General features: G+C 43.5%; 12 protein-coding genes and 2 tRNA genes. 4 read left to right on the forward strand and 10 right to left on the reverse strand.

Going from position 1 to position 21,374, the window contains the following annotated elements:
• Positions 1–73 precede the first annotated feature (73 nt).
• The 4 genes from ACLD5M_RS05315 to tgt all read right to left on the reverse strand — a co-directional run bounded on the left by ACLD5M_RS05315 (position 74) and on the right by tgt (position 5,148).
• Positions 74–865 (reverse strand): FadR/GntR family transcriptional regulator, encoded by a 792-nt coding sequence (locus tag ACLD5M_RS05315; RefSeq protein ID WP_004136681.1) that lies wholly within the window; start codon positions 863–865, stop codon positions 74–76.
• Positions 849–3,485 (reverse strand): exo-alpha-sialidase, encoded by a 2,637-nt coding sequence (locus ACLD5M_RS05320; protein WP_410314750.1) that lies wholly within the window; start codon positions 3,483–3,485, stop codon positions 849–851. Before ACLD5M_RS05320 ends, ACLD5M_RS05315 begins: the two co-directional genes overlap by 17 nt.
• Positions 3,486–3,664: 179 nt before the next feature.
• Positions 3,665–3,747, reverse strand: a tRNA-Leu gene (locus ACLD5M_RS05325).
• Positions 3,748–3,822: 75 nt separating this feature from the next.
• On the reverse strand, positions 3,823–5,148 hold the full coding sequence (tgt, locus tag ACLD5M_RS05330; RefSeq protein ID WP_410314751.1) for a tRNA guanosine(34) transglycosylase Tgt: 1,326 nt from the start codon (positions 5,146–5,148) through the stop codon (positions 3,823–3,825).
• A gap of 88 nt (positions 5,149–5,236) precedes the next feature.
• Between tgt and ACLD5M_RS05335 the strand changes: the two genes are divergently transcribed.
• The gene (locus ACLD5M_RS05335) at positions 5,237–7,069 is read left to right on the forward strand and encodes a trypsin-like peptidase domain-containing protein (protein ID WP_410314752.1); all 1,833 of its coding nucleotides are present in this window, start codon (positions 5,237–5,239) and stop codon (positions 7,067–7,069) included.
• A gap of 95 nt (positions 7,070–7,164) precedes the next feature.
• Here the strand turns inward: ACLD5M_RS05335 and ACLD5M_RS05340 are convergent, their stop codons facing one another.
• The gene (locus ACLD5M_RS05340; protein ID WP_375169213.1) at positions 7,165–8,826 is read right to left on the reverse strand and encodes an ABC transporter ATP-binding protein; all 1,662 of its coding nucleotides are present in this window, start codon (positions 8,824–8,826) and stop codon (positions 7,165–7,167) included.
• A gap of 105 nt (positions 8,827–8,931) precedes the next feature.
• Complete coding sequence (gene rlmB / locus ACLD5M_RS05345) at positions 8,932–9,927, reverse strand: 23S rRNA (guanosine(2251)-2'-O)-methyltransferase RlmB (RefSeq protein ID WP_410314753.1); 996 nt, start codon at positions 9,925–9,927, stop codon at positions 8,932–8,934.
• Positions 9,928–10,232: 305 nt separating this feature from the next.
• Here rlmB and ACLD5M_RS05350 point away from each other — a divergent pair, with 305 nt between their 5' ends.
• On the forward strand, positions 10,233–13,217 hold the full coding sequence (locus ACLD5M_RS05350; protein ID WP_410314754.1) for a cation-translocating P-type ATPase: 2,985 nt from the start codon (positions 10,233–10,235) through the stop codon (positions 13,215–13,217).
• 134 nt (positions 13,218–13,351) lie between these two features.
• Complete coding sequence (dcd, locus tag ACLD5M_RS05355) at positions 13,352–13,930, forward strand: dCTP deaminase (protein ID WP_004136673.1); 579 nt, start codon at positions 13,352–13,354, stop codon at positions 13,928–13,930.
• 249 nt (positions 13,931–14,179) lie between these two features.
• Here the strand turns inward: dcd and ahpF are convergent, their stop codons facing one another.
• Both ahpF and ahpC read right to left on the reverse strand, forming a co-directional pair.
• Positions 14,180–15,856: an alkyl hydroperoxide reductase subunit F gene (gene ahpF, locus ACLD5M_RS05360; protein WP_410314755.1), complete on the reverse strand. Its 1,677-nt coding sequence runs from the start codon at positions 15,854–15,856 to the stop codon at positions 14,180–14,182.
• A gap of 127 nt (positions 15,857–15,983) precedes the next feature.
• Positions 15,984–16,547 (reverse strand): alkyl hydroperoxide reductase subunit C, encoded by a 564-nt coding sequence (ahpC, locus tag ACLD5M_RS05365; protein ID WP_004133847.1) that lies wholly within the window; start codon positions 16,545–16,547, stop codon positions 15,984–15,986.
• 274 nt (positions 16,548–16,821) lie between these two features.
• Here ahpC and ACLD5M_RS05370 point away from each other — a divergent pair, with 274 nt between their 5' ends.
• On the forward strand, positions 16,822–19,509 hold the full coding sequence (locus ACLD5M_RS05370; protein ID WP_410314756.1) for a Rib/alpha-like domain-containing protein: 2,688 nt from the start codon (positions 16,822–16,824) through the stop codon (positions 19,507–19,509).
• A 22-nt stretch (positions 19,510–19,531) separates the two neighbouring features.
• Here the strand turns inward: ACLD5M_RS05370 and ACLD5M_RS05375 are convergent.
• Positions 19,532–19,602, reverse strand: a tRNA-Gly gene (locus ACLD5M_RS05375).
• Positions 19,603–19,769: 167 nt separating this feature from the next.
• Entirely contained in the window at positions 19,770–21,266 is a 1,497-nt protein-coding gene (locus ACLD5M_RS05380) for an FAD-dependent oxidoreductase (RefSeq protein ID WP_410314757.1), read from the reverse strand.
• Positions 21,267–21,374 lie beyond the last annotated feature (108 nt).

The following is a 21,374-nucleotide window of genomic DNA, read 5'->3' on the forward strand; positions in this document are numbered from 1 at the left end:
GCATCACCATTGAAGATGGAAGAACCGCTCTCTAAACTAGAGCGGTTCTTCCATTTTATAGAATGTATGTGCTTCAGCGCTTTTGCAGTCTATTAAGCAAAATCGACTGAATTGGCTCGTAATGGCTATTTACAGCCTGCCTATATCCGTCTGCGTCTCCCGCAATAGCAGTTTTAAGCATAAGTTCATGCGCTCTAGCGGTTTTTTCAAGCTCGTCCGAAACTTCCAGCCCCAATTGTGGCAAAACAGCCATATGCACAAGCCACAAGCATCGCACAAATTGCTCTGCAATCGTATTGTTTACCGCGCGCAAAATGCCCGTGTGGAAAGCAATGTCTTGTTCCAAGAACGTTTTTCCAGCATGCGCCTCTTTTGTCATTGTTTCCGAAAGCGCTTCCAGCTCTGGATGCTGCGTTCCCTTAAGCGACTCAACAACTTTATCCGCGCATCCAAGGTCTAGGAATTTGCGCATTTCTACAACGTTACTCAAGTCTTCAAAATTCTTATTAATGGAGATTAAGGAGCGAAAAGCGAGTGTTTCCACCATTGGGTCCAAAGATAGCGAGCCAACAAACATGCCTTTCCCTTGCTTAACTTCCACAATGTTAAGTGCTTCCAGCTTGCGAATCGCCTCGCGCACCGATGACCTTGATGCGCCAATCAAATTGCATAGCATTGGCTCAGTTGGCAGCATGTCTTTTGGTTGCAAGCGTTCTCTTAAAATAAGCGATCTGATTGCATCCATCGTTTCGTCGCAACGTTTTCTTGCAACAATCGGAGCGGAGTTAGAGCTTGCTTGCAATAACGATAAGCGGTCTAGTGTTGTCATCTCATCGTCTTCGCGGCTGCTAAATGTCTCTTCCATTTTGGCTCCTTTCAGTTTGCGTGAGTCTTCTCTCTTTTATTTCTTCCATTTTTTCGTTTTTGTGTACTTTGTTTTTGAAACCTGTTTGCAAACTATCTTGCCGACAAAGCGAGGAATCTATTGCTGTTATATAAATTCCAGTAGTCTCTTTTTCCCACAGTAGTTGCAAATTGTGTTTATTGCTAGAGGTAAGGCATTGATAAACGTGGTGGAATGGGTTTACGCACACATTTTTTTGCCACGTTTTGCCGCCGTCGAAGCTAAATCGCACAACTCCGCGGCCGCGGTACGGCATCATTTGGCTTGCGTTTGCAAATGCTATGCAGTCTGCGTTTTGCGCGTTTTCGTCGCTGAAGCAGGTTGCGCTCGGCTGGCTGAATATCTCGGGCAAGCTTTGGTCAAAAATCAGCTCGCTCCACGTTTCGCCGCAATCGTGACTAATGGCCTTGCCTACGCAGCCCGAGCGATTTTGATTGCGGAAGAACGCCAGAATATCGCCATTTTTGCGCTCTACAAACACGGTTTCGGAGCTTGTTGCATCGTCGTCTTGCATTGTTGCGGGATCTACGATTTTGCCGCCCATTAATCGCCCTTCGTTAATCATTTTGCCTCGGCGCCACGTTTCGCCGTCGTCGTCCGAAATAAGCGCTCCCGAAGAATAGTGCGATTTGCTTTGGCCGCTGCAATAAAATGGCACGAGTATTCTGCCGTAATGTTTTTCGCTATGCCTAATAATAATTCCGTTCCCTGGGCATACTCCAGCGAAGCTCATCCACGGTTCTTTAACCATGTGGTCAATTAAGCGTGGTGCGCTCCACGTTTCGCCGTCGTCGTCCGAGTAGATTTGCGCTATGTAGCAAGTTTTTTCGGCGAATAATGGCTGACTTTCGCTTGCAATTTCTGGCGATTTCCATATGTCCCACGTGGAACTGTCGCAAGTTTGATTATTGTGCAATCCGCTGCTCAGGTCTCCGCTCAAATCGCCATTTTTTATGCTTCCATCTGGGTAAATTAGCCAGTTTGTTGCGCATTCTTTTTCGCTAGAATTGCATGGCAATTTTACGGCTGCGCTTGCGTCCATTGCCGCCGCGTAGTGGCCACCTAAGCGGTCTATAAGCTTGATTCTTCCGCATGCGTCTACGCCTACAGCTGTTTTGCAATTTGTTAGCCCAATTCCGCCAGGATTAATGTCAATTAATACGTTGATTCTTTCGCTTTTGCCTTCTGGGTCTAAAACAGGGCAGGAGTCGATTGCGCTGGCGCCCAGTTTTCCAAGGTTTTTGCCAGGCATGTTGATTACGGTTTGCAAAGGCCCCCACGTTTTGCCGCCGTCCGCAGACCTGCGAATCACAAAGTTTATGTGATTTGGAGCGTCGTTCGAAACGCTTGTTCGCTGGTCTGCTCCCGCGATTAGCGTTCCCATGCGCGTTTTTACAAGCGACGGTATTCTGTAGCTGCGAGAGCCTGCGTAGCCTGTGTCGAATAATGCAGTTGTTACAAGCGGTTTTACTCTTGATATTCTTTGGATTTGGCCTTCGCTTAGCGCACTAAAGTAGATTCCGCCCGTTCTAGCTTCGCCCATTAATCGCACTCCGAGCAGGTTTTCGCCAATGCTTACGGCGTTTAATCCCGTTATGTTTGCAAACCAGAATTGTCCTATGTTGTGCGACTGGCTGTATCCGTCTACGTAAATGTCGATTGCTCCGCGATTTGCGCGAATAATCAAGTCGTGCCATTCGCCGTCGTCAACGCTTGCGGCTGCTTCGATTACGCTTTTTACGCACGTTTCGCTGTCGATTAGCGTGATTTTTATGCCTTCTGGCCCTGCATACACGCTTATTTTTTCGCTAGATTCTAGATTAGTTTTCGTTCCAACAGTTCCGGCTGCAAAAAGCACTCCGTGTTGGCCTGGCCCGCGCAGCCTAAATTGAATGTGCAGCGTTCCGCTGGACTTGCAAGATACGCGTTTTATGTCTCTTGCGCAAATCGTAGGTCCTGCAAACCATATGTCTGGCTGTGCTTGAGTGGCCGAATTTGCGATTTCTTCTGGATTTGGCAAGTGGTTTGAGTAGTAAAAGTCGTAGATTTGCGAAGATTCTGCCTGTACTGCACACACTTCGGCCGCTTTTTCGCTCACTCTTTGCGGTCCAAGATTCGTTGCGCTCGCAAAGCACTGGTATCCGTCTAAATAAAATCGGCTCCCAAAACTTCCGTACGTTATTGCAAAATCGTGTTCGCGCCCATCACATGCGCCTAGCGCATCTTCCATGTGCAGTGCAATTTCTTTTGCACCGTTTGCGTCGGCGTTATCTTCTAAAAGATTTTGCGCACTAAGCAGGGGAGCATCTTCTTTAATACTTATTTTTATTATTGGAGTTGCGTGCTCTTGATGCGTGGAAGCTTGCGATTTTCGCGCGGGCTTAATATTTAATAAATCGCAATCCGCATTTGCTACAAATTTGAACCCTATTATTCCTTCGTTTTGATTCCCGCGATTCCCGCTATTTTCGCTAGCTGCCGTAATTTTTATTGTGGCATGATTGAATCGCGTGTGTGCCGAACCCCCGATATTGGCAATTTCTTCACCCAGGTTCGTCGTCTTCGTTGAACGACGTTCCATTTTAGTCCTCCATGACCGTAAAAATTAAAACATCAATGTTTTAACACATCTGACGTCTTACGACGTTCACTATTCAGTCTATCATACATTTTTAAGCAAATGCACAATTGTTACACATGATGTTGCAGCCGTTGCCACAAAATAAAAAAGAACGTTGAAAAATCAACGTTCTTAAAGAGTGCGAACGGCGGGACTTGAACCCGCACGAGCATACGCTCACTGCCACCTGAAGACAGCGCGTCTACCATTCCGCCACGTTCGCATACAAAGTGCAAGGCTATCATATTTGATATAAATTCGCAATGTTTAGCCTAGCATTTTGTGGCAAAAACTACTCTCATCCTTTTGAACCGTTTTCGTAATAGTGCGCAAGAGTTTCATCGCGGAACTCTTCAAAATATCCACCGTCAATAGAAGCTCGAATATCGTCGAGCAGCTTCACGAAGAAACGCTCGTTATGAATTGTTGCAAGCGTAAATCCGTTCATTTCACTAGCGCGCAGCAAATGATCCACATACATTCTGGAATAATGAGTGCAAGTGTAGCAATCGCAGCCTTCTTCAAGCGGACGCTGATCATGCTTAAACTCAGCGCGTTTAACGTTATAACGCCCATGACGAGTAAAAATTGCTCCGTTTCTTCCGCATCGAGCCGGGGCAACACAGTCGAAAGTATCTCCGCCGTTTTCAACGCAAGCAAAAATATCATCCACGGCTGCAATACCAAGCACGTGACGTGGGCGATTTTCCGGCATAGCATCGCAAATCCAAGCGCAAGTATCTCCAATAATTCGCTTCTCAATAGCGCCACCAATACCAACGCCATCAAAATCTAAAGAAGCAATCTGCTCGGCCGCATGCCTACGCAAATCCTCATAATTAGCGCCCTGCACAACACCATATAACGCTTGATACGGCTTGCCCACACGCTCCTCGGTTAAACGCTTATGCTCTGCAACACAACGCTTAGCCCAGCGGAAAGTGCGTTCTACTGACTCCTCCTGGTAGCGACGCGTATTCATCAAAGTTGTAAGCTCATCGAAAGCAAACATAATATCCGCGCCGAGCTTGTGCTGTATTCCCATAGAAATTTCTGCACTAAAACGGTGCTTGGATCCGTTAAGAGGAGACTTAAAAGTTACGCCATCCTCGTCAACAAAAGCCATACGCTCCTTACCGGCTGCAATAACATCGTCCGACTTCATGCCGGTAATGTCCATTGCAAGGGTCTTCTTAAAACCAGCACCCAAAGAAAGAACCTGAAAACCACCAGAGTCCGTAAAAGTTGGCTTATCCCAGTTCATAAACTTTCCTAAGCCACCAGCCTCGTCAAGAACATCCGCGCCCGGACGCTCATACAAGTGAAAAGCGTTTGAAAGCATGCACTGAGCGCCCAAATCCTTAATGCTTTCTGGCAACACTGCCTTCATCGCAGCTTGAGTTGCAACAGGAACAAAGGCTGGGGTGTGAATATCTCCGTGAGGAGTGTGTATTACACCAGTGCGCCCGTAGCGAGCGCCGTCACGACCTTTGCCTTCAGCAGTATTGGAAAGTCGCGTTTTATTTGTAAACGAAAATTCTTTGCGGTCACCAGGCTTCCCAGGCTCAGCTCCGCGTGGATGTTCAAGAATACTTGTCATAGCATTTACTTTATTAGAAGGCATGACGATAGCATTAAATAAATTTAATAGTGCATATAAATAAGAAGATGGTTTATGATGGTGTATCAAGAGTCTTTTTTAAGGAGGATGAATGGCTGACGATTTGTATGGTACCAATCAGCAGGAATCCAATAACAATGTAAATACTGAGGCTATTGCACAGCAGCAAGGCCCACAGAACCCGCAAAATCAGCAGGACCAGCAAGGCACGCAAGCTCAGCAGGATTCGCAGAACACACAGCCGCAACAAAATTCGCAGCCGCGGACTGCTCAAAATGTTCAAGCTTATAGTCCTGCTCCAGAGTTCGGCGCATACGGACCTGTGAATAATAGTGGAACAGCAAGTCAGCCTAACACAAACCAGCCTAGCGCAAACCAGCCTAGCGCAAACCAGCCTAACTTAAATATGCCTAGCGCTAATGCGGCGCCTGCCTCATATGTTGGGCCGCAAAATCCTTATGCCCCTTCAGCAAATACTTCTAATGCTTTCGGAAATCCATACGAATCTAACGAAAATATTAACCAAGCAAATGGCGATTATGTTAATCAAAACGCGCAGCAAAATCTTCCTCCAGTGTTTAATAGCACAAATGAAGGAGACCACAGCGAAACAAGCGCAGTAAATAAGGGAGAAAAGTTTGTCAATCTTCAGGCAAATAACAATACTCCGCCTGTTATGATTGCTATTTTATCTGCAGTAATTTCAGCAATAGTTTGTGTTGTTGTAATGACTTTCGTAGTTTCGCAAGGCCTTATTGCAATACCGCAAGGAAGCTCCTTAGAAAGCGTCGGTTCAAAAGCATCTGGCCCTGGAACCGCAATAGTTAAAGGCGCACAATCTCCTGATTGGCGTGGCGTAGCTCGTCAAGTTTCTGGCTCCGTAATTTCTATTCAAACGCGCCTAGCCAAGGGAATGGGCAAGGGTTCAGGCGTAATAATTGATTCTAAAGGATACGCAGTTACGAATAATCACGTAATTGCAGACGCAAAACAAATTCAAGTTACGCTTTCTAACGGCCAAATATATTCTGCAACTTTAGTTGGAGCAGATAAAACAACAGATTTGGCTGTTCTTAAGCTTGATAATCCGCCAAAAAATTTGAAAACTGCACAATTTGCAAATTCAGATTTGCTTGCGGTTGGTGAAGCAGTTATGGCTATTGGCAACCCGCTAGGCTATGACGACACTGCTACAACAGGTATTGTTTCAGCATTAAATCGTCCAGTATCTGTTATGGACGATCAAAGCCGTTCAGAAATCGTAACTAATGCTGTGCAAATTGATGCCGCTATTAATCCAGGAAATTCTGGCGGACCGACCTTTAATGCAGCAGGCCAAATTATTGGCATAAACTCTTCTATTGCAGCCACTTCTACTCAAGGCGGAACAGCAGGCTCGATTGGTATTGGTTTTGCAATACCAGCAAACTTGGTGAAGCGGGTAGTTTCAGAAATTATTAAAAATGGTTCTGTTAAGCACGTTGCTTTGGGAATTATGATTAAAAGTGTTGCCGTGGAATCAAATGGCATTACTCGCGGCGGTGCTCAAATTGTTTCTGTAAATCAAGGAACTCCGGCAGCTAAGGCAGGACTTAAAGCTGGAGACACCATTGTGGCGTTTGACGATAAACCTGTTGCTAATAATTACGCTCTACTTGGGTACGTTCGAGCAACAGCGTTTAATAATAAGGCTACACTTACTGTAGTTCGCGGCGGAAACACTCTTAAATTGACTGTTACGTTCGACCAAGAAGAAGCTGCTGTTAGCGGAATGAATCGTAAAGAAAAGACGCTGAAGAATAATAAAAAGAACTCTCGAAATCGTGGTAGTAAATCCGATGACGATGACGACGATGATTTACAGCAGCGTGACGATAGTGACGGAGATGACGGCGGCATCTTTGATCCGTTCGGATTCTGGTAAATTAAATAACGCCTGCAAATATTTAAGGCCATAATAAGTACGCCCCCAACAGTAAGATGCATCTTGCGATTATCTTGCAATTGGGGCGTATTTATTTATTCCTTCACACTACTTTTGCGCTCGTATACAGTTACTGTTCCTTCGGAAACATTCGATTTGAAAGAGGATTTAGTTTTAGCAATAACGTGCGCCGTGTAATGCTCAATATTGTAGTCCAATGCAACAAAGTAGTACCACGGTTCGCTTGATTCGGTTACAAAGAATTGAGGTTCTTTTTTAGCCTTGCAAGCTGATATTTCATCCAACGTTTGAGACTCAGAAGGACGTTCATTAGTAATAAACGAACTGTTTTTATAACTGCAATCAATAAGATTCTTCGCAAAATAAGGGTTTGCTGTAATAAGCTGCCAAGAATACTGGTGTACATCCTCGAATTCTGGGGAAATAGTATTACCGTTACTATCTAATTTTTCTTCTTTATGAAGCCAAGATGTTACGAAACGCTTATTTTCTGCGTGATTTCGCTGAATGAATTGAGCAAGAGCGCGAGAACCTGAGTAGTCGAATCGAATATCATTAACGCAAGCAAATATATTCCAAATCAAACTTGGCGCTAGCAAAATAACAATAATAGATTGAGTAAATGCACACTTATTACTTAACTTATTTGCAAGCTTAATATCAAAATTAAGCGGCTTATTAGCAACACACATCCACAGTTGCGCAATAAAGAATACGAATACGATTCCTGCATGATGCAAAGTAAAATATTGCGTTGCAATAATAGCAAAAGTCAAATAAGGAAGAATAAGGGATACCAACATTTTCCTACGCTTTGCAATACAAATAGCGAAAGCCCAAATCAGTATTGAAATAAGAACGCAAATAATAGTTGGCAATATTCCTAAAGACATTCTTCTCAAAGAGACATCTCCAGCGAATGCTGTAAACATGCTTTCTGACGGAACTACGAAAATAAAATACAGAAATTGAATAAGATGAGAATTTCCGCTAAAAGTTGCGCGGGAACCAAATGCGTTAGCAGCAGGCCAAATGCAGGCAATGCTTGCAAAACCAACAAAAGCAAGCAAAATCCATCCAAGCAAACGATTTATGTTAGAAAATATTTCGCAAACAGCATTCTTAATTCCAGCTATCTGTACACTTCGCACAACCCAAGCCAAGGCAAAACCTGCAGCAATAGCAATTCCATAAGCGCTAATCGCACACATTAACACAAGACTTAGCACAAGTTTCCAAGTATTAGATGGCTTAGAATCCGCATATTTCCAATAATGTGCAACCATTAGCAAAGAAACGCATAGCAATGCGTAAGGGCGTGCAGTAACGCCGTATTGGAAGCAAATAAAATAAGTAAATGGCAGAAGCGCAATAGTAAGGCGATTGAAAGGAGCGCGGAAAATCAGCCATCCTCCTAGAAGAGCAGCGCACAAAAACTGCACACCTTTAAGACCAATTTCGTACGGAACACCTGTTTTTGCAGGGATTGAAAGAAGAAGTGTCCAAAGTGGCGGATGCCCTTCGTAATGCGGACGAAGAGTTAACAAATCAGCAAACGAAGAATCGCGTGCAATAAGCCAACTCTGCGCTTCGTCAAACCACGGCTCGTGAAAACACATAACAATAGCAACAACCACAAGATACGCTGATAGCGTAAGCGCGCGAAAGTGCTTAGCGAGCCATATGGTTTTAGACGATTGATTTGCAGTCGTATTATTGTTCATAACTTCCTTCATTTTGCAAACAAAATCACGCCCGCACTTTGGCGAGCGTGACATAACAGAATAATTTATAAATATTTGTGAATCTAATTTATAGAATCCATTTTTCAGAATCTAATTTTAATTTTGTTTTGCAGCAGCCAAACGACGAGCGTTAGCCACAGCATACAAGCTGATTCCAGCCGCAACCGAGGCGTTAAGTGACTCAACTGCGTTAGAAATTGGGATTCCAGCAATAGCATCACAAACTTCACGAGTTAGTCTGCTCATGCCCTTACCTTCAGAGCCAAGAACCACAACCAGCGGATCAGTTTCAAAGCCAGTTTCACCAACGAGCTTATCGCCGCCGCCATCAAGACCAATCGCATACCAGCCGCGCTCGCGCAAACCTTGAATAGCCTTATTCAAATTAACAACTCGAGCAACTGGCAAATGAGCTGCAGCACCAGCAGAAACTTTCCAAGCGGCAGCAGTTACGGAAGCACTTCTACGCTCAGGCAAAATCACGCCGTTAGCTCCGAATGCTGCAGCAGAACGAATAACAGCACCCAAATTTTGCGGATCCGTCACACCATCTAAAGCAATAAACAACGGACGAGCATTAATTCGAGCAGCAGCAGAATCAGCAGCTTCCATTGCGCGAGACTTCTTTTCTGCACGTTCAACCAATTCCTGCAAAGCGTAATACTGGTAAGGCTGCACTTTCAAAATAATGCCCTGATGGTTGCTAGAACGCGCAATTCTATCCATTTCCAAACGGTCAGCTTCCAGCAGACGCAAGCCCTTAACTCCAGCAAGTTTTACAATTTCGCGAGTGCGATCATCATGTTCGATTCGGCTTGCAACGTACAACTGTAAACTTGGAACTCCAACTCTAAGAGCCTCAAGAACAGCATTACGGCCAATAACCAACTCATCCGAATCAGAGGCAAACTTATCCACCCTTCGCCTTGCAGCTAAACGCGGGTCAGCGAAAGTGCGCTTTATAGCAGCTTTCTTAGCGAAATAAGCCTTATGATATACGCGATCTTCAGCCTTTGGCGTAGGCCCTTTGCCTCGCAATGCATTGCGATGTTTTCCACCCGACCCCTTGGTCGGTCCTTTTTTCGTAGTCATACCTCTATTCTCACATGCCCCCGAGGCATTGAGTTTGCAATAAGCAGCATTAACTTTTAATAAATATCAATAAATTTTATTAATTTTACATACTTCTTTTTAGGTTCGCGCACTTATTGGCGCGTTATATGACATAATAGAACGGTACTTATTTATTGCAGGAAGCTTTTAGAAAAGTGCGAATAACTGCTTTTTAAAAGTGACGCAATATTCCACAACCGCGCAATAGTTACAGTGCTGAACGTACAAAATAGCGTTCGCGTTGCGATTATTGACTACTCCGCGGCGCTCCCAAGGGGGAAAACATGGTTGATCACACTCTTGATCAATCCAAACGCAAGGCCTCTGATGCCAATCAGGATCCTTCATTGCAAAACGTTCAACAAGTGTCACAAGCTTTAAACGTAGACGTAACTTGCGGCTTAAGTTCCGAAGAAGCATCTAAACGACTTGCACAATTCGGTCCGAACGCGCTTGCTGCATCCGAAAAAACGCCTGCATGGAAGCGATTCCTTGAACAGTTCAAAGATCCACTTGTTTACTTGCTGATTGCAGCTACTATTATTTCTGCAATTGCTTGGTTCGTGGAGAGAGCACAGCATAAAGGTAACAGCGGTGGAGAAGTTCTACCGTTTGATTCCATTGTTATTATCATAATTTTGATTGCAAATGCTGTTCTTGGATTTATTCAAGAGGCACGCGCGGAAGAAGCGGTTGAGGCTTTATCTAGAATGAGCGCACCTCAAACTTCGGTTTTGCGAGATGGACACGTTATACGCATCGATACTACCGAGGTAGTTCCTGGCGATATTCTTGTTCTTGGCGAGGGCGATGCTGTTTCTGCGGACGGCCGTTTAATTGCTGCAGCATCTTTGCGTGTTGCTGAAGCAAGTCTTACGGGCGAATCGGTTGCTGTAAGCAAGCGTCCCGATACTTTGCAATCCGCAAAAGCTTTGGGCGACCGCACAAACATGGTTTTCAACGGAACTGCTGTTACGCAAGGAACTGGTCGCGCTATTGTAACTTCAACCGGCATGAGCACGCAGGTTGGAAAAATTGCGGATATGCTTTCCAAGTCGGACGAAGAATCCACTCCTCTTGAGCGCGAAATGGTAAGAGTTTCTAAGGTTCTTGGTATTGCTGTATGCATTATTGCGGCTGTTGTTCTTGCCTCAATGTGGCTGCTAGAAGGCTTCCATAGTATTCAGGATATTATTGATTCGCTTCTTCTTTCCGTTTCTCTTGCTGTTGCTGCAGTTCCAGAAGGCTTAGCTGCTATTTTGACTGTTGTGCTTGCTCTTGGCGTGCAGCGCATGGTTAAGCATCATGCGGTTGTAAAAAAACTTTCATCTGTGGAAACACTTGGTTCTGCTTCTGTTATTTGCTCCGATAAAACAGGCACATTAACTCGCAACGAAATGACCGTTGAGCGCGTAATTACTCCTAGTGGAGAAGTGCAGCTTACCGGTAGCGGCTACAAGCCTGAAGGTCGAATGGTGCTGCTTGATTCTGCAGATGCGGATCTTGCTGTCCCGCAAAATCTTGCTACAGAAGTATTAGGAGCTTTAGGTTCCGGCTATTTGGCTAACGATGGCGATCTTCATTACGACGAATCTACTAAAAATTGGCAGCCAGTTGGAGATCCTACAGAAGTGTCTATTGTTGCTGCAGCGCGTAAAACAAAGGCAGATAAGCGTTACGCTCACTTAACTCGCGTTGCTGAAGTTCCGTTTACTTCTGAACGCAAACGCATGTCTGTAGTTGTAAAAGATGGTTCAGATTCTGGAAATCTTATTGTTTGCGCTAAAGGCGCTCCAGATGTGCTTCTTTCTTACTGCACTCGAATTGCAGTAGCTGGTGCTGTACGTCCGCTTACTGACGGTGACCGTGAAGATATTTTGGCAACTGTTGAGCGCCTTTCGGGGGAAGCTTACCGAACTCTTGGAATGGCGTATCGTCCGCTTGGTGTTGATAGTTTGGCGAAAGTTGACGGCATGGTTTCTAATGCTGCCGGTCAGATTGCTGATGTTGCTGAGCAAAGTGACGTTTTGGAATCTGATTTAATTTGGAACGGCATGGTTGGAATTATTGACCCGCCTCGCATTGAAGTTCGAGACAGCGTTGCTCAAGCTCACCGAGCTGGAATCCGCACTGTTATGATTACCGGCGACCATCCTCTTACGGCTACGCGCATTGCTCGAGATCTTGGAATTATTGGAAAAGATGAGCATGCGCTTACAGGCGATGAACTTGACGAGTTGCTCTCACGCGACGACGACAATATTGCTTTTGATGAAGCTATCAGTAAAACTAGCGTGTACGCGCGAGTAGCTCCTGAGCACAAACTTGCTATTGTTTCTTCATTGCAACGTCAAGGAAATATTGTTGCTATGACAGGCGACGGCGTAAACGACGCTCCTGCAGTAAAGTCTGCCGATATTGGCGTCGCAATGGGCATTACTGGCACAGAAGTAACTAAAGAGTCCGCCAAGATGATTTTGGCTGACGATAATTTCTCTACAATTGTTGCAGCAGTGCGCGAAGGCCGTGGAATTTTCGACAATATTCGTAAATTCTTGCGATACTTGCTCAGTTCTAACGTTGGTGAAGTTTGCACCGTTTTCGGTGGTGTTGTTTTTGCTGGAGCGCTAGGCATCACGCAGCCTAATTCCGTAGGTGTTACGCTTCCACTTCTTGCAACTCAGCTTTTGTGGATTAATCTGCTTACGGACGCAGCTCCTGCGCTAGCGATGGGCGTTGACCCGCAAACTGACGATGTAATGGATAGAAAGCCTCGAAAACTTACCGATAGCGTTATCGACCGACGAATGTGGGGAGATATTGTATTTATCGGCATAATTATGGCTGCTATTACGTTAATTGGAATGGATATGCATTTGGCAGGAGGCTTATTTACTGACCGTTCTGTTGGCATTATGAGCCACGCTGCACAAATGACTCACGCTCGCACAATGGGATTCACAATTCTTGTGTTTGCGCAAATGCTTAACGCACTAGCTTCTCGTTCCGATTCACAAAGCGTATTTGTAGGTTTGTTTGCAAACCGTTGGCTTTGGGGCGCTATTGCAGTTTCTGTGCTTCTACAGCTGGCAGTAATTTACATACCGTTCTTGAACGAACCATTTGGAACTGTTCCTTTGAGCTTAAATGAATGGTTTGAGTGCCTTGGCCTTTCAATGGTTGTGCTTATTGCTTCGGAGTTAAGAAAGTGCGTGTTACGTTTCATCGCAAAGCACAAGGCTCAAAAAGCTTTAACTGTGGTTGCTTAAAAGCAAGCAAACACAGACCGCGGCACGCGCTACAATTATCAGTATTGTAATTTTCGCGCAAAATAGCAGTAAATATTTCGTGCGAACAATGAAGTTACTGATGTATAAGCTTTATTGCAAGGAGATTTGACGTCATGCTGTTGTCTGATCACGACATTCTCAAAGCTCATGATGAGGGTCATATTGATTTGACCCCATGGACCCCGGAAATGGTACAGCCTGCGTCAATTGACGTGCGCCTCGACCGTTTTTTCCGCTTATTTAACAACCATGCTTACACGTATGTTGATCCTGCAGAAAATCAGGGTGAGCTTACAGAACAGTTCGAGGTAGCTCCTAATGAGCCTTGGATTTTGCATCCTGGTGAGTTTGCTCTAGGAGCTACATGGGAGTATGTAAAGCTTGACGCAACCATTGCTGCACGCTTGGAAGGCAAGAGCTCGCTTGGACGCCTTGGTATTTTGACACATTCCACCGCTGGCTTTATTGATCCAGGTTTCGAAGGTCATATTACTTTGGAACTTTCTAACGTGAGCACTTTGCCGGTTAAGCTTTGGCCGGGTATGAAGATTGGCCAAATGTGCTTCTTCCAGTTAAGCTCACCATGCGAGAATCCGTATGGTGCAGCTGTTAACGGCTCGCACTATCAGGGTCAGCGCGGTCCAACTCCGTCGCGTTCGTATGAGCATTTCTACCGTGCTGATTTAAGCTAGCAATGCTTTTATGGCATGATTTTTTGCAAAAATCGTAAAATTCAGAAGAAAAGTATAATATTCACAGAGAATTTTCAGGTTGTATTACTGTACTGCTCAGAATAGTATGGTTTTATAATAGTGTCGAACAAAACGACAGGTGCAAAGCACCTAGAATTTATTCTTTTCTTCTCTCCTTTATTTCCCCGGCGCACAGGCGCCGGGGTTAAATTTTTTTCGCAACATAAATTACTTCTCTACCATCAGAAGTTAAGATCTGCGTTGCGAGCTGCGGATAAGATAGTCAAATGCAGATAATGCAGCATTTGCGCCCGTTCCATACGCTGTAACAATCTGCTTATACGGTTCGTCCGAACAATCTCCAGCAGCAAAAATACCTGGAATATCAGTGCAACCAGCGCGATTTGTAATAATTTCTCCTCTATTATTTAGAGGAATCTGATTTGCGAGCCAGCGAGTATTTGGAGCCAAACCAATCTGCACAAATACGCCGTCCGCTTCAATAACATGCTCTTTAGATTCGGAATTATTCGCACTATTTCTATCTATATATTTAACTGCCGTAACTTTATTGCCATTGCCTTCAACTTTGCTTACAGCAGCACTCGTAATAATTTCAGTATTTGGCAAATTATGCAAAGTATTTAGCAATACTTGATCCGCTTTAAGAGTATCCATAAATTCGACTACAGTAACGTGCTTTGCAATACCAGCTAAATCAATCGCTGCTTCTACTCCAGAATTTCCGCCACCAACAACGACAACATTCTTATCTTTGAAAAGCGGACCGTCGCAATGAGGGCAGAATGATACACCTCTATTCCTATACTCATCTTCTCCAGGAACGCCTAATGTACGCCAAGTTGCGCCAGTTGCAATAATCACTGCACGAGCTTTCAAAGATCCGCCAGAACGAGCATGGATCGTATGCAAACCGCATGATTCTTTGGCTAAATCGAGCGAGTCTGCCCAATCAGGAGTAAATACGTCAATATCGTATTGCGAAATATGTTTAGTTAAATCTGCTGCTAGTTGAGCGCCAGTAGTATGCGTTTGCGAAATATGATTTTCAATACTTTCGGTTTCTACAACCTGCCCGCCACGATGATCCATAATCATAGCTGTACGCAAGCCTTTACGAGCAGTGTAAATTGCGGCAGCAGAAGCAGCAGGGCCACCACCCACAAGAACAATATCGTATGGGTCTTGTGCATTCATTTTTTCTGCGAGCGCAGCGTTTGCCGCAGAAATGCTATTATCATTATTTCCATTCTCGTCCTGAACAACAGATTTTTCTTGTGCTGCAAGCACAGATACAAGTTCGTCTATTCCTGCTCGTCCTGAGGAAATAAGTTTGCCATCTTCAAACACTGCCGGCACGCTCATTATGCCAAGGCGCTCCACTTCTTCTCTAAAAGCGCTACCTTCTACTGCAATATGCTGAATTTTAGGGTTAATAATAGAAATGGTATTAAGTGATTGCACAACTTCTGGGCAATTTAAGCAAGTTACCGACATGTAAGTTGTTACATTGTGTGGACCAAGTTTAAGTATTGCTTCGCGCTGCTCATCACTAATTTTTGGCGCATAGCCGCTTACTTGTAGAAGCGCTAATACTAAAGAACTGAATTCGTGTCCTAAAGGCAATCCTGCAAAACTAACCGATACAGTAGATTCTCCATTTGCTGAATTATCTAGTTTTCTGCGCAATTCAAAGCTTGGCTTACGCTTTGAATTGTTGGTTTCATTATTATTTACTTCAACAATACTGATTTTGTTGCTTTGTTGAGATACTTCTTCTAACAATGCTCTAACTTTTTGAGATGTTTCAGAATTGTCAACGTAAGAAACGATTTCTATTTTAGATACCATCTTTTTTAGTAATTCTGAAAGCTGAGCAGTTAATGACGCATTCAACAAAGACATAATCTACTTCCTTCGGTAACTTTAGCCACAAGCAAAAATAAGTTAAATGCGTAGGAAACTATGAACGTAGCCCCCTACGCATTGCGAAAATTCTTTAAAAAGATTCTTTAATATTTAATTGCAAAAATCAGATTTTGCCGACCAAATCGATAGAAGGCTCCAAGGTTTCTTCACCCTGCTCCCATTTTGCTGGGCAAACTTCGCCTGGGTGCGCTGCAATATACTGCGCTGCCTTAACTTTACGAAGCAGCTCGTCGGCATTACGGCCAATGCCATCAGCTGTCATTTCGAAGAATTGAATCATACCTTGCGGGTCAACTAGGAAAGTTGCGCGGTGAGCTAAACCTGATTCTTGATTCCAAGCATCAAAATTACGCGAAAGAGCTCCGGAAGGATCTCCCAACATTGTGTACTTTACTTTTGCAATTGCTTCAGAATCGTCATGCCATGCTTTGTGCACAAAATGTGTATCCGTAGAAACTGAGTAAACTTCAACACCTAGCTTTTGCAATTCTTCATAGTGGTTTGCAAGATCTTCCAACTCAGTAGGGCATACGAATGAAAAATCCGCTGGGTAGAAGAAGAAAATAGCCCACTTGCCGAGTACGTCAGCATCGCTTACTTCAACAAATTCACCATTCTTATAACCATTTACTTTGAATGGAAGAATATGCGTGTTCATTAAACTCATACTATGCTCCTCAATATGTTTAATTGTGCTTTCTAAGCGAAACTATCAATACTGATTATAGGCAATAAATAGTGTTGCTTCCATAGTTAAAATGTATTCTATATCACTAATTAGGGTATTTGACAGCATTGTTTAACAGAATATATAGTAGAAAGTCTTGTTTTTAGTTGCATAAGACTATAAGCATGCATATTGATTTATTAAGCAAGATACGCGTATACCGTATAATGTACTTGAAATAACGCACTAAAACAGATAAAGGATTAGCGCAAACATGAAAAGCAACGCTAGCATTTTCAAAACCATAAGCGGCATAATAGTAGCTTTCGGCTTACTTTCTACAAGTTTTATTGGTTTACCATTAGCTACAACTACAGCTGCATTGGCAACTGAAAATAGCACTACTGCTAGCGAACCAGTGCATACTCCTTTGACTGCACAAACTGCTCACGACATTTCAACTGGCAGAATTCGTTTGGAAAATAATCAGATTGACTCATTGCTATATCACAAGCCCGAGCTAGATCCAAACGCAGATAGCGATGACGACGGTCTTAAGAACAGCGAAGAGCTTTACACTTACGTAAAAAACGGACGCACATATTACGGATACAATTCACATCCGCTTATTAAGGACACCGACGGCGATGGATTAAACGACAAAGACGATAAAAATCCTCGCAGGTGGGATATTAGCCCTCGCGACATGGCGCTGTTTATGGAACTTGTGTATAGAAAAGACGAGTACGTCAAAGAAGTACTTGACTACTCAAGACCACTCACTAAAATTCACAAAGATCGCAACGAATATAAGCTTATGCATAACGAGCTTGCGCCATTCTGGAAAGTCAAAGAAACATACCACTTTGGAAGCGGATTTGATGCTATTCTTTTTGAAAATGTAAATCCTGCATATCCATTTATTGAACAAAACGGCGTGCAAGTTCTTGGAATCCGAGGAACTGAAAGCGGCGGAGATTTTACTAATGACATTAAACTAGCAATGGGATCAAACCCGAGCCAAGCTTTAGATGTAAACAATGTGATGGATAAAATCAATAGAGAAAAACTTGCTACTAATTTATATATAACAGGGCATTCTCTCGGAGGTTATTTATCTCAACGTGCTTTAATTTACGCTAAACAAAAAAATTACCAATGGATTACAAAGGCCTATACTTTTAACGCTCCAAAGATTAAAGGAAATCTATTCAACAAATGGCTTTGGGAAACATCTGATTTTGGCGATAAATTAACAAAAGAAGGTTATGCTGTTCACTACAAAGTGGATAACGATAAAGTAATAGGACCAATAGGAAACCTTAACGGCGCAATAAGCATAGGAAAATCTGGAGAAGGTCACGGATCTCGTAGTTACTTTGAGCCTAGAATGGATAGTTTCAAAGGATTCACAGTTGGCGAACGCAATAAAATTGAGGGAATCGGTCGCAAAATTGATGCACTTGACGGATTAGTTAATGAACCAGTTATTAAAACTGACGAACAATCTTTCGAGCCTAAAATTAAAAACATAGACATTTTTGAAAACGATAAGTTACCAAAAGTAACAGATTATCTTCTTAACGCATCTGACAGACCGCAAGGATCTACTATTACAGATATTACAGATAAAACCGCTATTGATACTTCTAAAAGCGGAAAATACGAAGGTAAAATATTACTTACATTATCTGATAATTCAGTAAAAACTATTATAGTTCCAATAATTATTCATAAGCGATTGGCTAATATCGAGGAACTTCCAAACGTTACGGTAGTAGAAGGTAAGAAAGTAGAAGTCAAAAAAGATACTACGATTCCTGCTGATTTCGACTTTAAGCCGTATTTGCAAGGTTTACCAGAAAACAGCACAGTAAAAGTTGTAGAACAACCAGATACAACAAACATTGGTGAAGCAACATTTAAAGTAGAAGTAACTTTTGCGAGTGGCGCAAAACGGAAGGTAATTCTTAAAGCTCACGTTGTAAAAATAATTCCAGCAACACCATTAAAACCAGCGAAGAAAACCATTCCTTGGACCAAGCTAACGCCAGCAACTCCAGTTACACCAACGCCTGCGCCACCAACTCCAACACCAGCGCCAGTGCCGCCAGCGCCTGTACCACCAACCCCACAGCCTCAGCCTCAACCACAACCGCAACCACAACCGCAACCTCAGCCTGAGCACCCTTCAAACCCAACTCCAAACCCACAGCATAATGAAAACAATCATCCTGCTGAACCTGAAAATCCTACAAATCATAACAAGACCAATCAGAGTGCGGGAACTACAACAATACCGTCAGCTCCAGCAAGTGTTAATAAACTTAAAACCGAGCTTGCAAACACTCTAAAAGCCGGCGAACACAACATTGTTTACGCAGGTAAAAACAATAAGATTTCTGTGCAATTGAACGCTACAAATGAATTTATGCAGCGCTTGATGAGTGAGAAAGCAGTAAAAGCCTACGCGTACATTTATTCAAATCCTCGTCTTCTAAATGGACAATATGGAACCGAATACGTAACGGTTCATTTCAGTGCAGATGGAAAACCATCTTTCGACGCTGTTATTCCTAAAGAATATGTGGGAAATCACACTATTGTGCTGATTGATGAAGCCGGCAATCAAGTTGCTTGGACGAACGTTTTAGTAAAGAGGGATGACACTTCACAGAATCCGTCCACAGGTGAAACTGGTATTCCACAAACACAAAACACACAAAATGTGCAAAATACTATCGAAAACGAATTAACTTCAAGCGCAAGCTCTGAAACAACTGCCAACGCAAACAAGAACGTAATCACGCAGAAAGAAGCGAGCAAGCCAACCACAAGCAGCCATCCTCTTGCGAATACTGGAATCCAAACAATTCCAGCACTTATTAGCATCGCAGTAACGCTATTTGCAAGCTTCGTTGTTGTTTTAAGCATGAGAAAAGCAAATCGAATTAAATACTAGATAGTAAAAGAACTTGTCGAAGAGCGGATGACGGGAGTCGAACCCGCCTCTGAAGCTTGGGAAGCTTCCATTCTACCGATGAACTACATCCGCATGTTGCAAACAATTATTGTATGCAACTTTTTAAGACTAGCATGTGCTATTGAGTATGCAAATACTTATGCTTACTTAGCGCTAAATAATTACATAAACAGAGCACTTGCTGTTTGATTGCGGCAGGCAAGACCGCAAATCAGCAACCACAAATCAACAACCGCAGATTAACAATCTAAGGCAATAGCTATAAGATCCGCAGATGATACTACTTTCTTTCGAGCGCGCTGCTCTTTAGCACCAGCTTCACGCTCATACTCATCTACTCGCTTCCAGCCGGCGTAATCAATGGCTTTCACGCCTCGAGATTTAAGCAGCTCATTTATGGACTTTTCGTTACGATCCTCTGCAATCAGCCCAGATTTAGCTAAATCTTCGAGCATGCGATCAACAATAAGAAGAGCGTCAGATTTAGTAGAACCAATTAAACCAACAGGTCCTCTTTTAGCCCAGCCGGTAGCGTACAAGCGTTCGCGCACCTCACCATTTTCCGCAGAAGTTACGATTCTACCATCATTATTCGCGAGCAAAGTACGCTTTTCGTCGTAAGCAATGCCTGCAACCTCAGCAGGATGGTAGCCAATCGCATGATACACGGCTTGCACAGCGTAATCTTCAAATTCACCTGTGCGAGACATTGTGCCATCCGCGCTTGTTACAGTTCGCTCAACTCGTATTGCTTTCACACTCCCATCTTCGCCAAGAATTTCTACAGGAGCCGAGTTGAAATGAATAACGTAACGTCGGTTAGCAGGATTTCCTTCAAAATCAACGTTTCCGCCATCTTCCATGTCTTCTGCCATGTCTCGAATCGCAAAAAGTTCCTCAACCATTTGGCGCGTGAGCTTATCGTTACCAGCAACTTCTATCGTTTCATCGTCTAGCTCAAAATCGTCCTCGTTAATAACAATTTGCACTCCGGATAACTTTTCCATTTCGCGCAATTCTTGCACGGAGAATTTCGCTTGAGCTACGCCTCGGCGAATAAATAAATGCAAGGTTTGAGTTTGATTTTTTTGCAATCCTTCGTACACGTCGTCTGGAATATCCGTATGCGCGCGCAAATAATCAGGATCTCGCAAAAGCTCACGAGCAACATCCATTGCCACATTTCCGCCGCCAATAACAGCTACTTCCTTGGCTTCAAGCGGCCACGTGCGCTTGCTAGTTGGGTATCCGTCGTACCATTCTACGAATTTTGCAGCTCCGTACACTCCGTCTAAATCAGCACCTGGAACCCGCAATGGCCTATCTTCCACAGCTCCTGTAGCAAATAACACTGCATCGTAGCGCGCCAGCAAATCTTCTAAAGTAATATCTTTACCAAATTCAACATTCGCATAAAGATGAATATTTGGATTATCAAGAGTTTTTTCAAGCGCATCGGCAATAAATTTAATACTTGGATGATCCGGAGCCACACCATAACGCACTAAGCCGAAAGGCACAGGCAATTTTTCAAAGAGATCAATGCGAGCGCTTGTGCCGAGTCCTAATTCTTCGCCACGCTTAGCAAGTTGTCGCAAGAAAATATCGGAAGAATACACTCCAGCAGGTCCTGCACCAATTACTGCAATTCTAACTTCAGGAGCATGCACTTTAGAAATCTCAGAGGCCTGAGATGTTTCTGGTGCAACATTTTCTATTAAATTATTTTTTTTCATTATTATCCCCATATTGAACTATACAATACGGCACTTTTGCCGTTTTTGCGCGCATTATGCGCGGACTTCAAGCACAGATTTCCTTCAAGTGCTTTCCTAATTAGACTA

It is taken from the genome of Gardnerella sp. Marseille-Q9185, assembly GCF_046508745.1.
In the GTDB taxonomy this organism is placed as follows: Bacteria; Actinomycetota; Actinomycetes; order Actinomycetales; family Bifidobacteriaceae; genus Bifidobacterium; species Bifidobacterium greenwoodii.

Excerpts from the sequence above, each read along its gene's own strand:
- ACLD5M_RS05370 (WP_410314756.1), top strand. The coding sequence starts at position 16,822 with ATGAAAAGCAACGCTAGCATTTTCAAAACCATAAGCGGCATAATAGTA.
- rlmB (WP_410314753.1), bottom strand. The coding sequence starts at position 9,927 with ATGACTACGAAAAAAGGACCGACCAAGGGGTCGGGTGGAAAACATCGC.
- ACLD5M_RS05350 (WP_410314754.1), top strand. The coding sequence starts at position 10,233 with ATGGTTGATCACACTCTTGATCAATCCAAACGCAAGGCCTCTGATGCC.
- ACLD5M_RS05380 (WP_410314757.1), bottom strand. The coding sequence starts at position 21,266 with ATGAAAAAAAATAATTTAATAGAAAATGTTGCACCAGAAACATCTCAG.
- ACLD5M_RS05315 (WP_004136681.1), bottom strand. The coding sequence starts at position 865 with ATGGAAGAGACATTTAGCAGCCGCGAAGACGATGAGATGACAACACTA.
- tgt (WP_410314751.1), bottom strand. The coding sequence starts at position 5,148 with ATGCCTTCTAATAAAGTAAATGCTATGACAAGTATTCTTGAACATCCA.
- ahpF (WP_410314755.1), bottom strand. The coding sequence starts at position 15,856 with ATGTCTTTGTTGAATGCGTCATTAACTGCTCAGCTTTCAGAATTACTA.
- ahpC (WP_004133847.1), bottom strand. The coding sequence starts at position 16,547 with ATGAGTTTAATGAACACGCATATTCTTCCATTCAAAGTAAATGGTTAT.
- ACLD5M_RS05340 (WP_375169213.1), bottom strand. The coding sequence starts at position 8,826 with ATGAAGGAAGTTATGAACAATAATACGACTGCAAATCAATCGTCTAAA.
- ACLD5M_RS05335 (WP_410314752.1), top strand. The coding sequence starts at position 5,237 with ATGGCTGACGATTTGTATGGTACCAATCAGCAGGAATCCAATAACAAT.
- dcd (WP_004136673.1), top strand. The coding sequence starts at position 13,352 with ATGCTGTTGTCTGATCACGACATTCTCAAAGCTCATGATGAGGGTCAT.
- ACLD5M_RS05320 (WP_410314750.1), bottom strand. The coding sequence starts at position 3,485 with ATGGAACGTCGTTCAACGAAGACGACGAACCTGGGTGAAGAAATTGCC.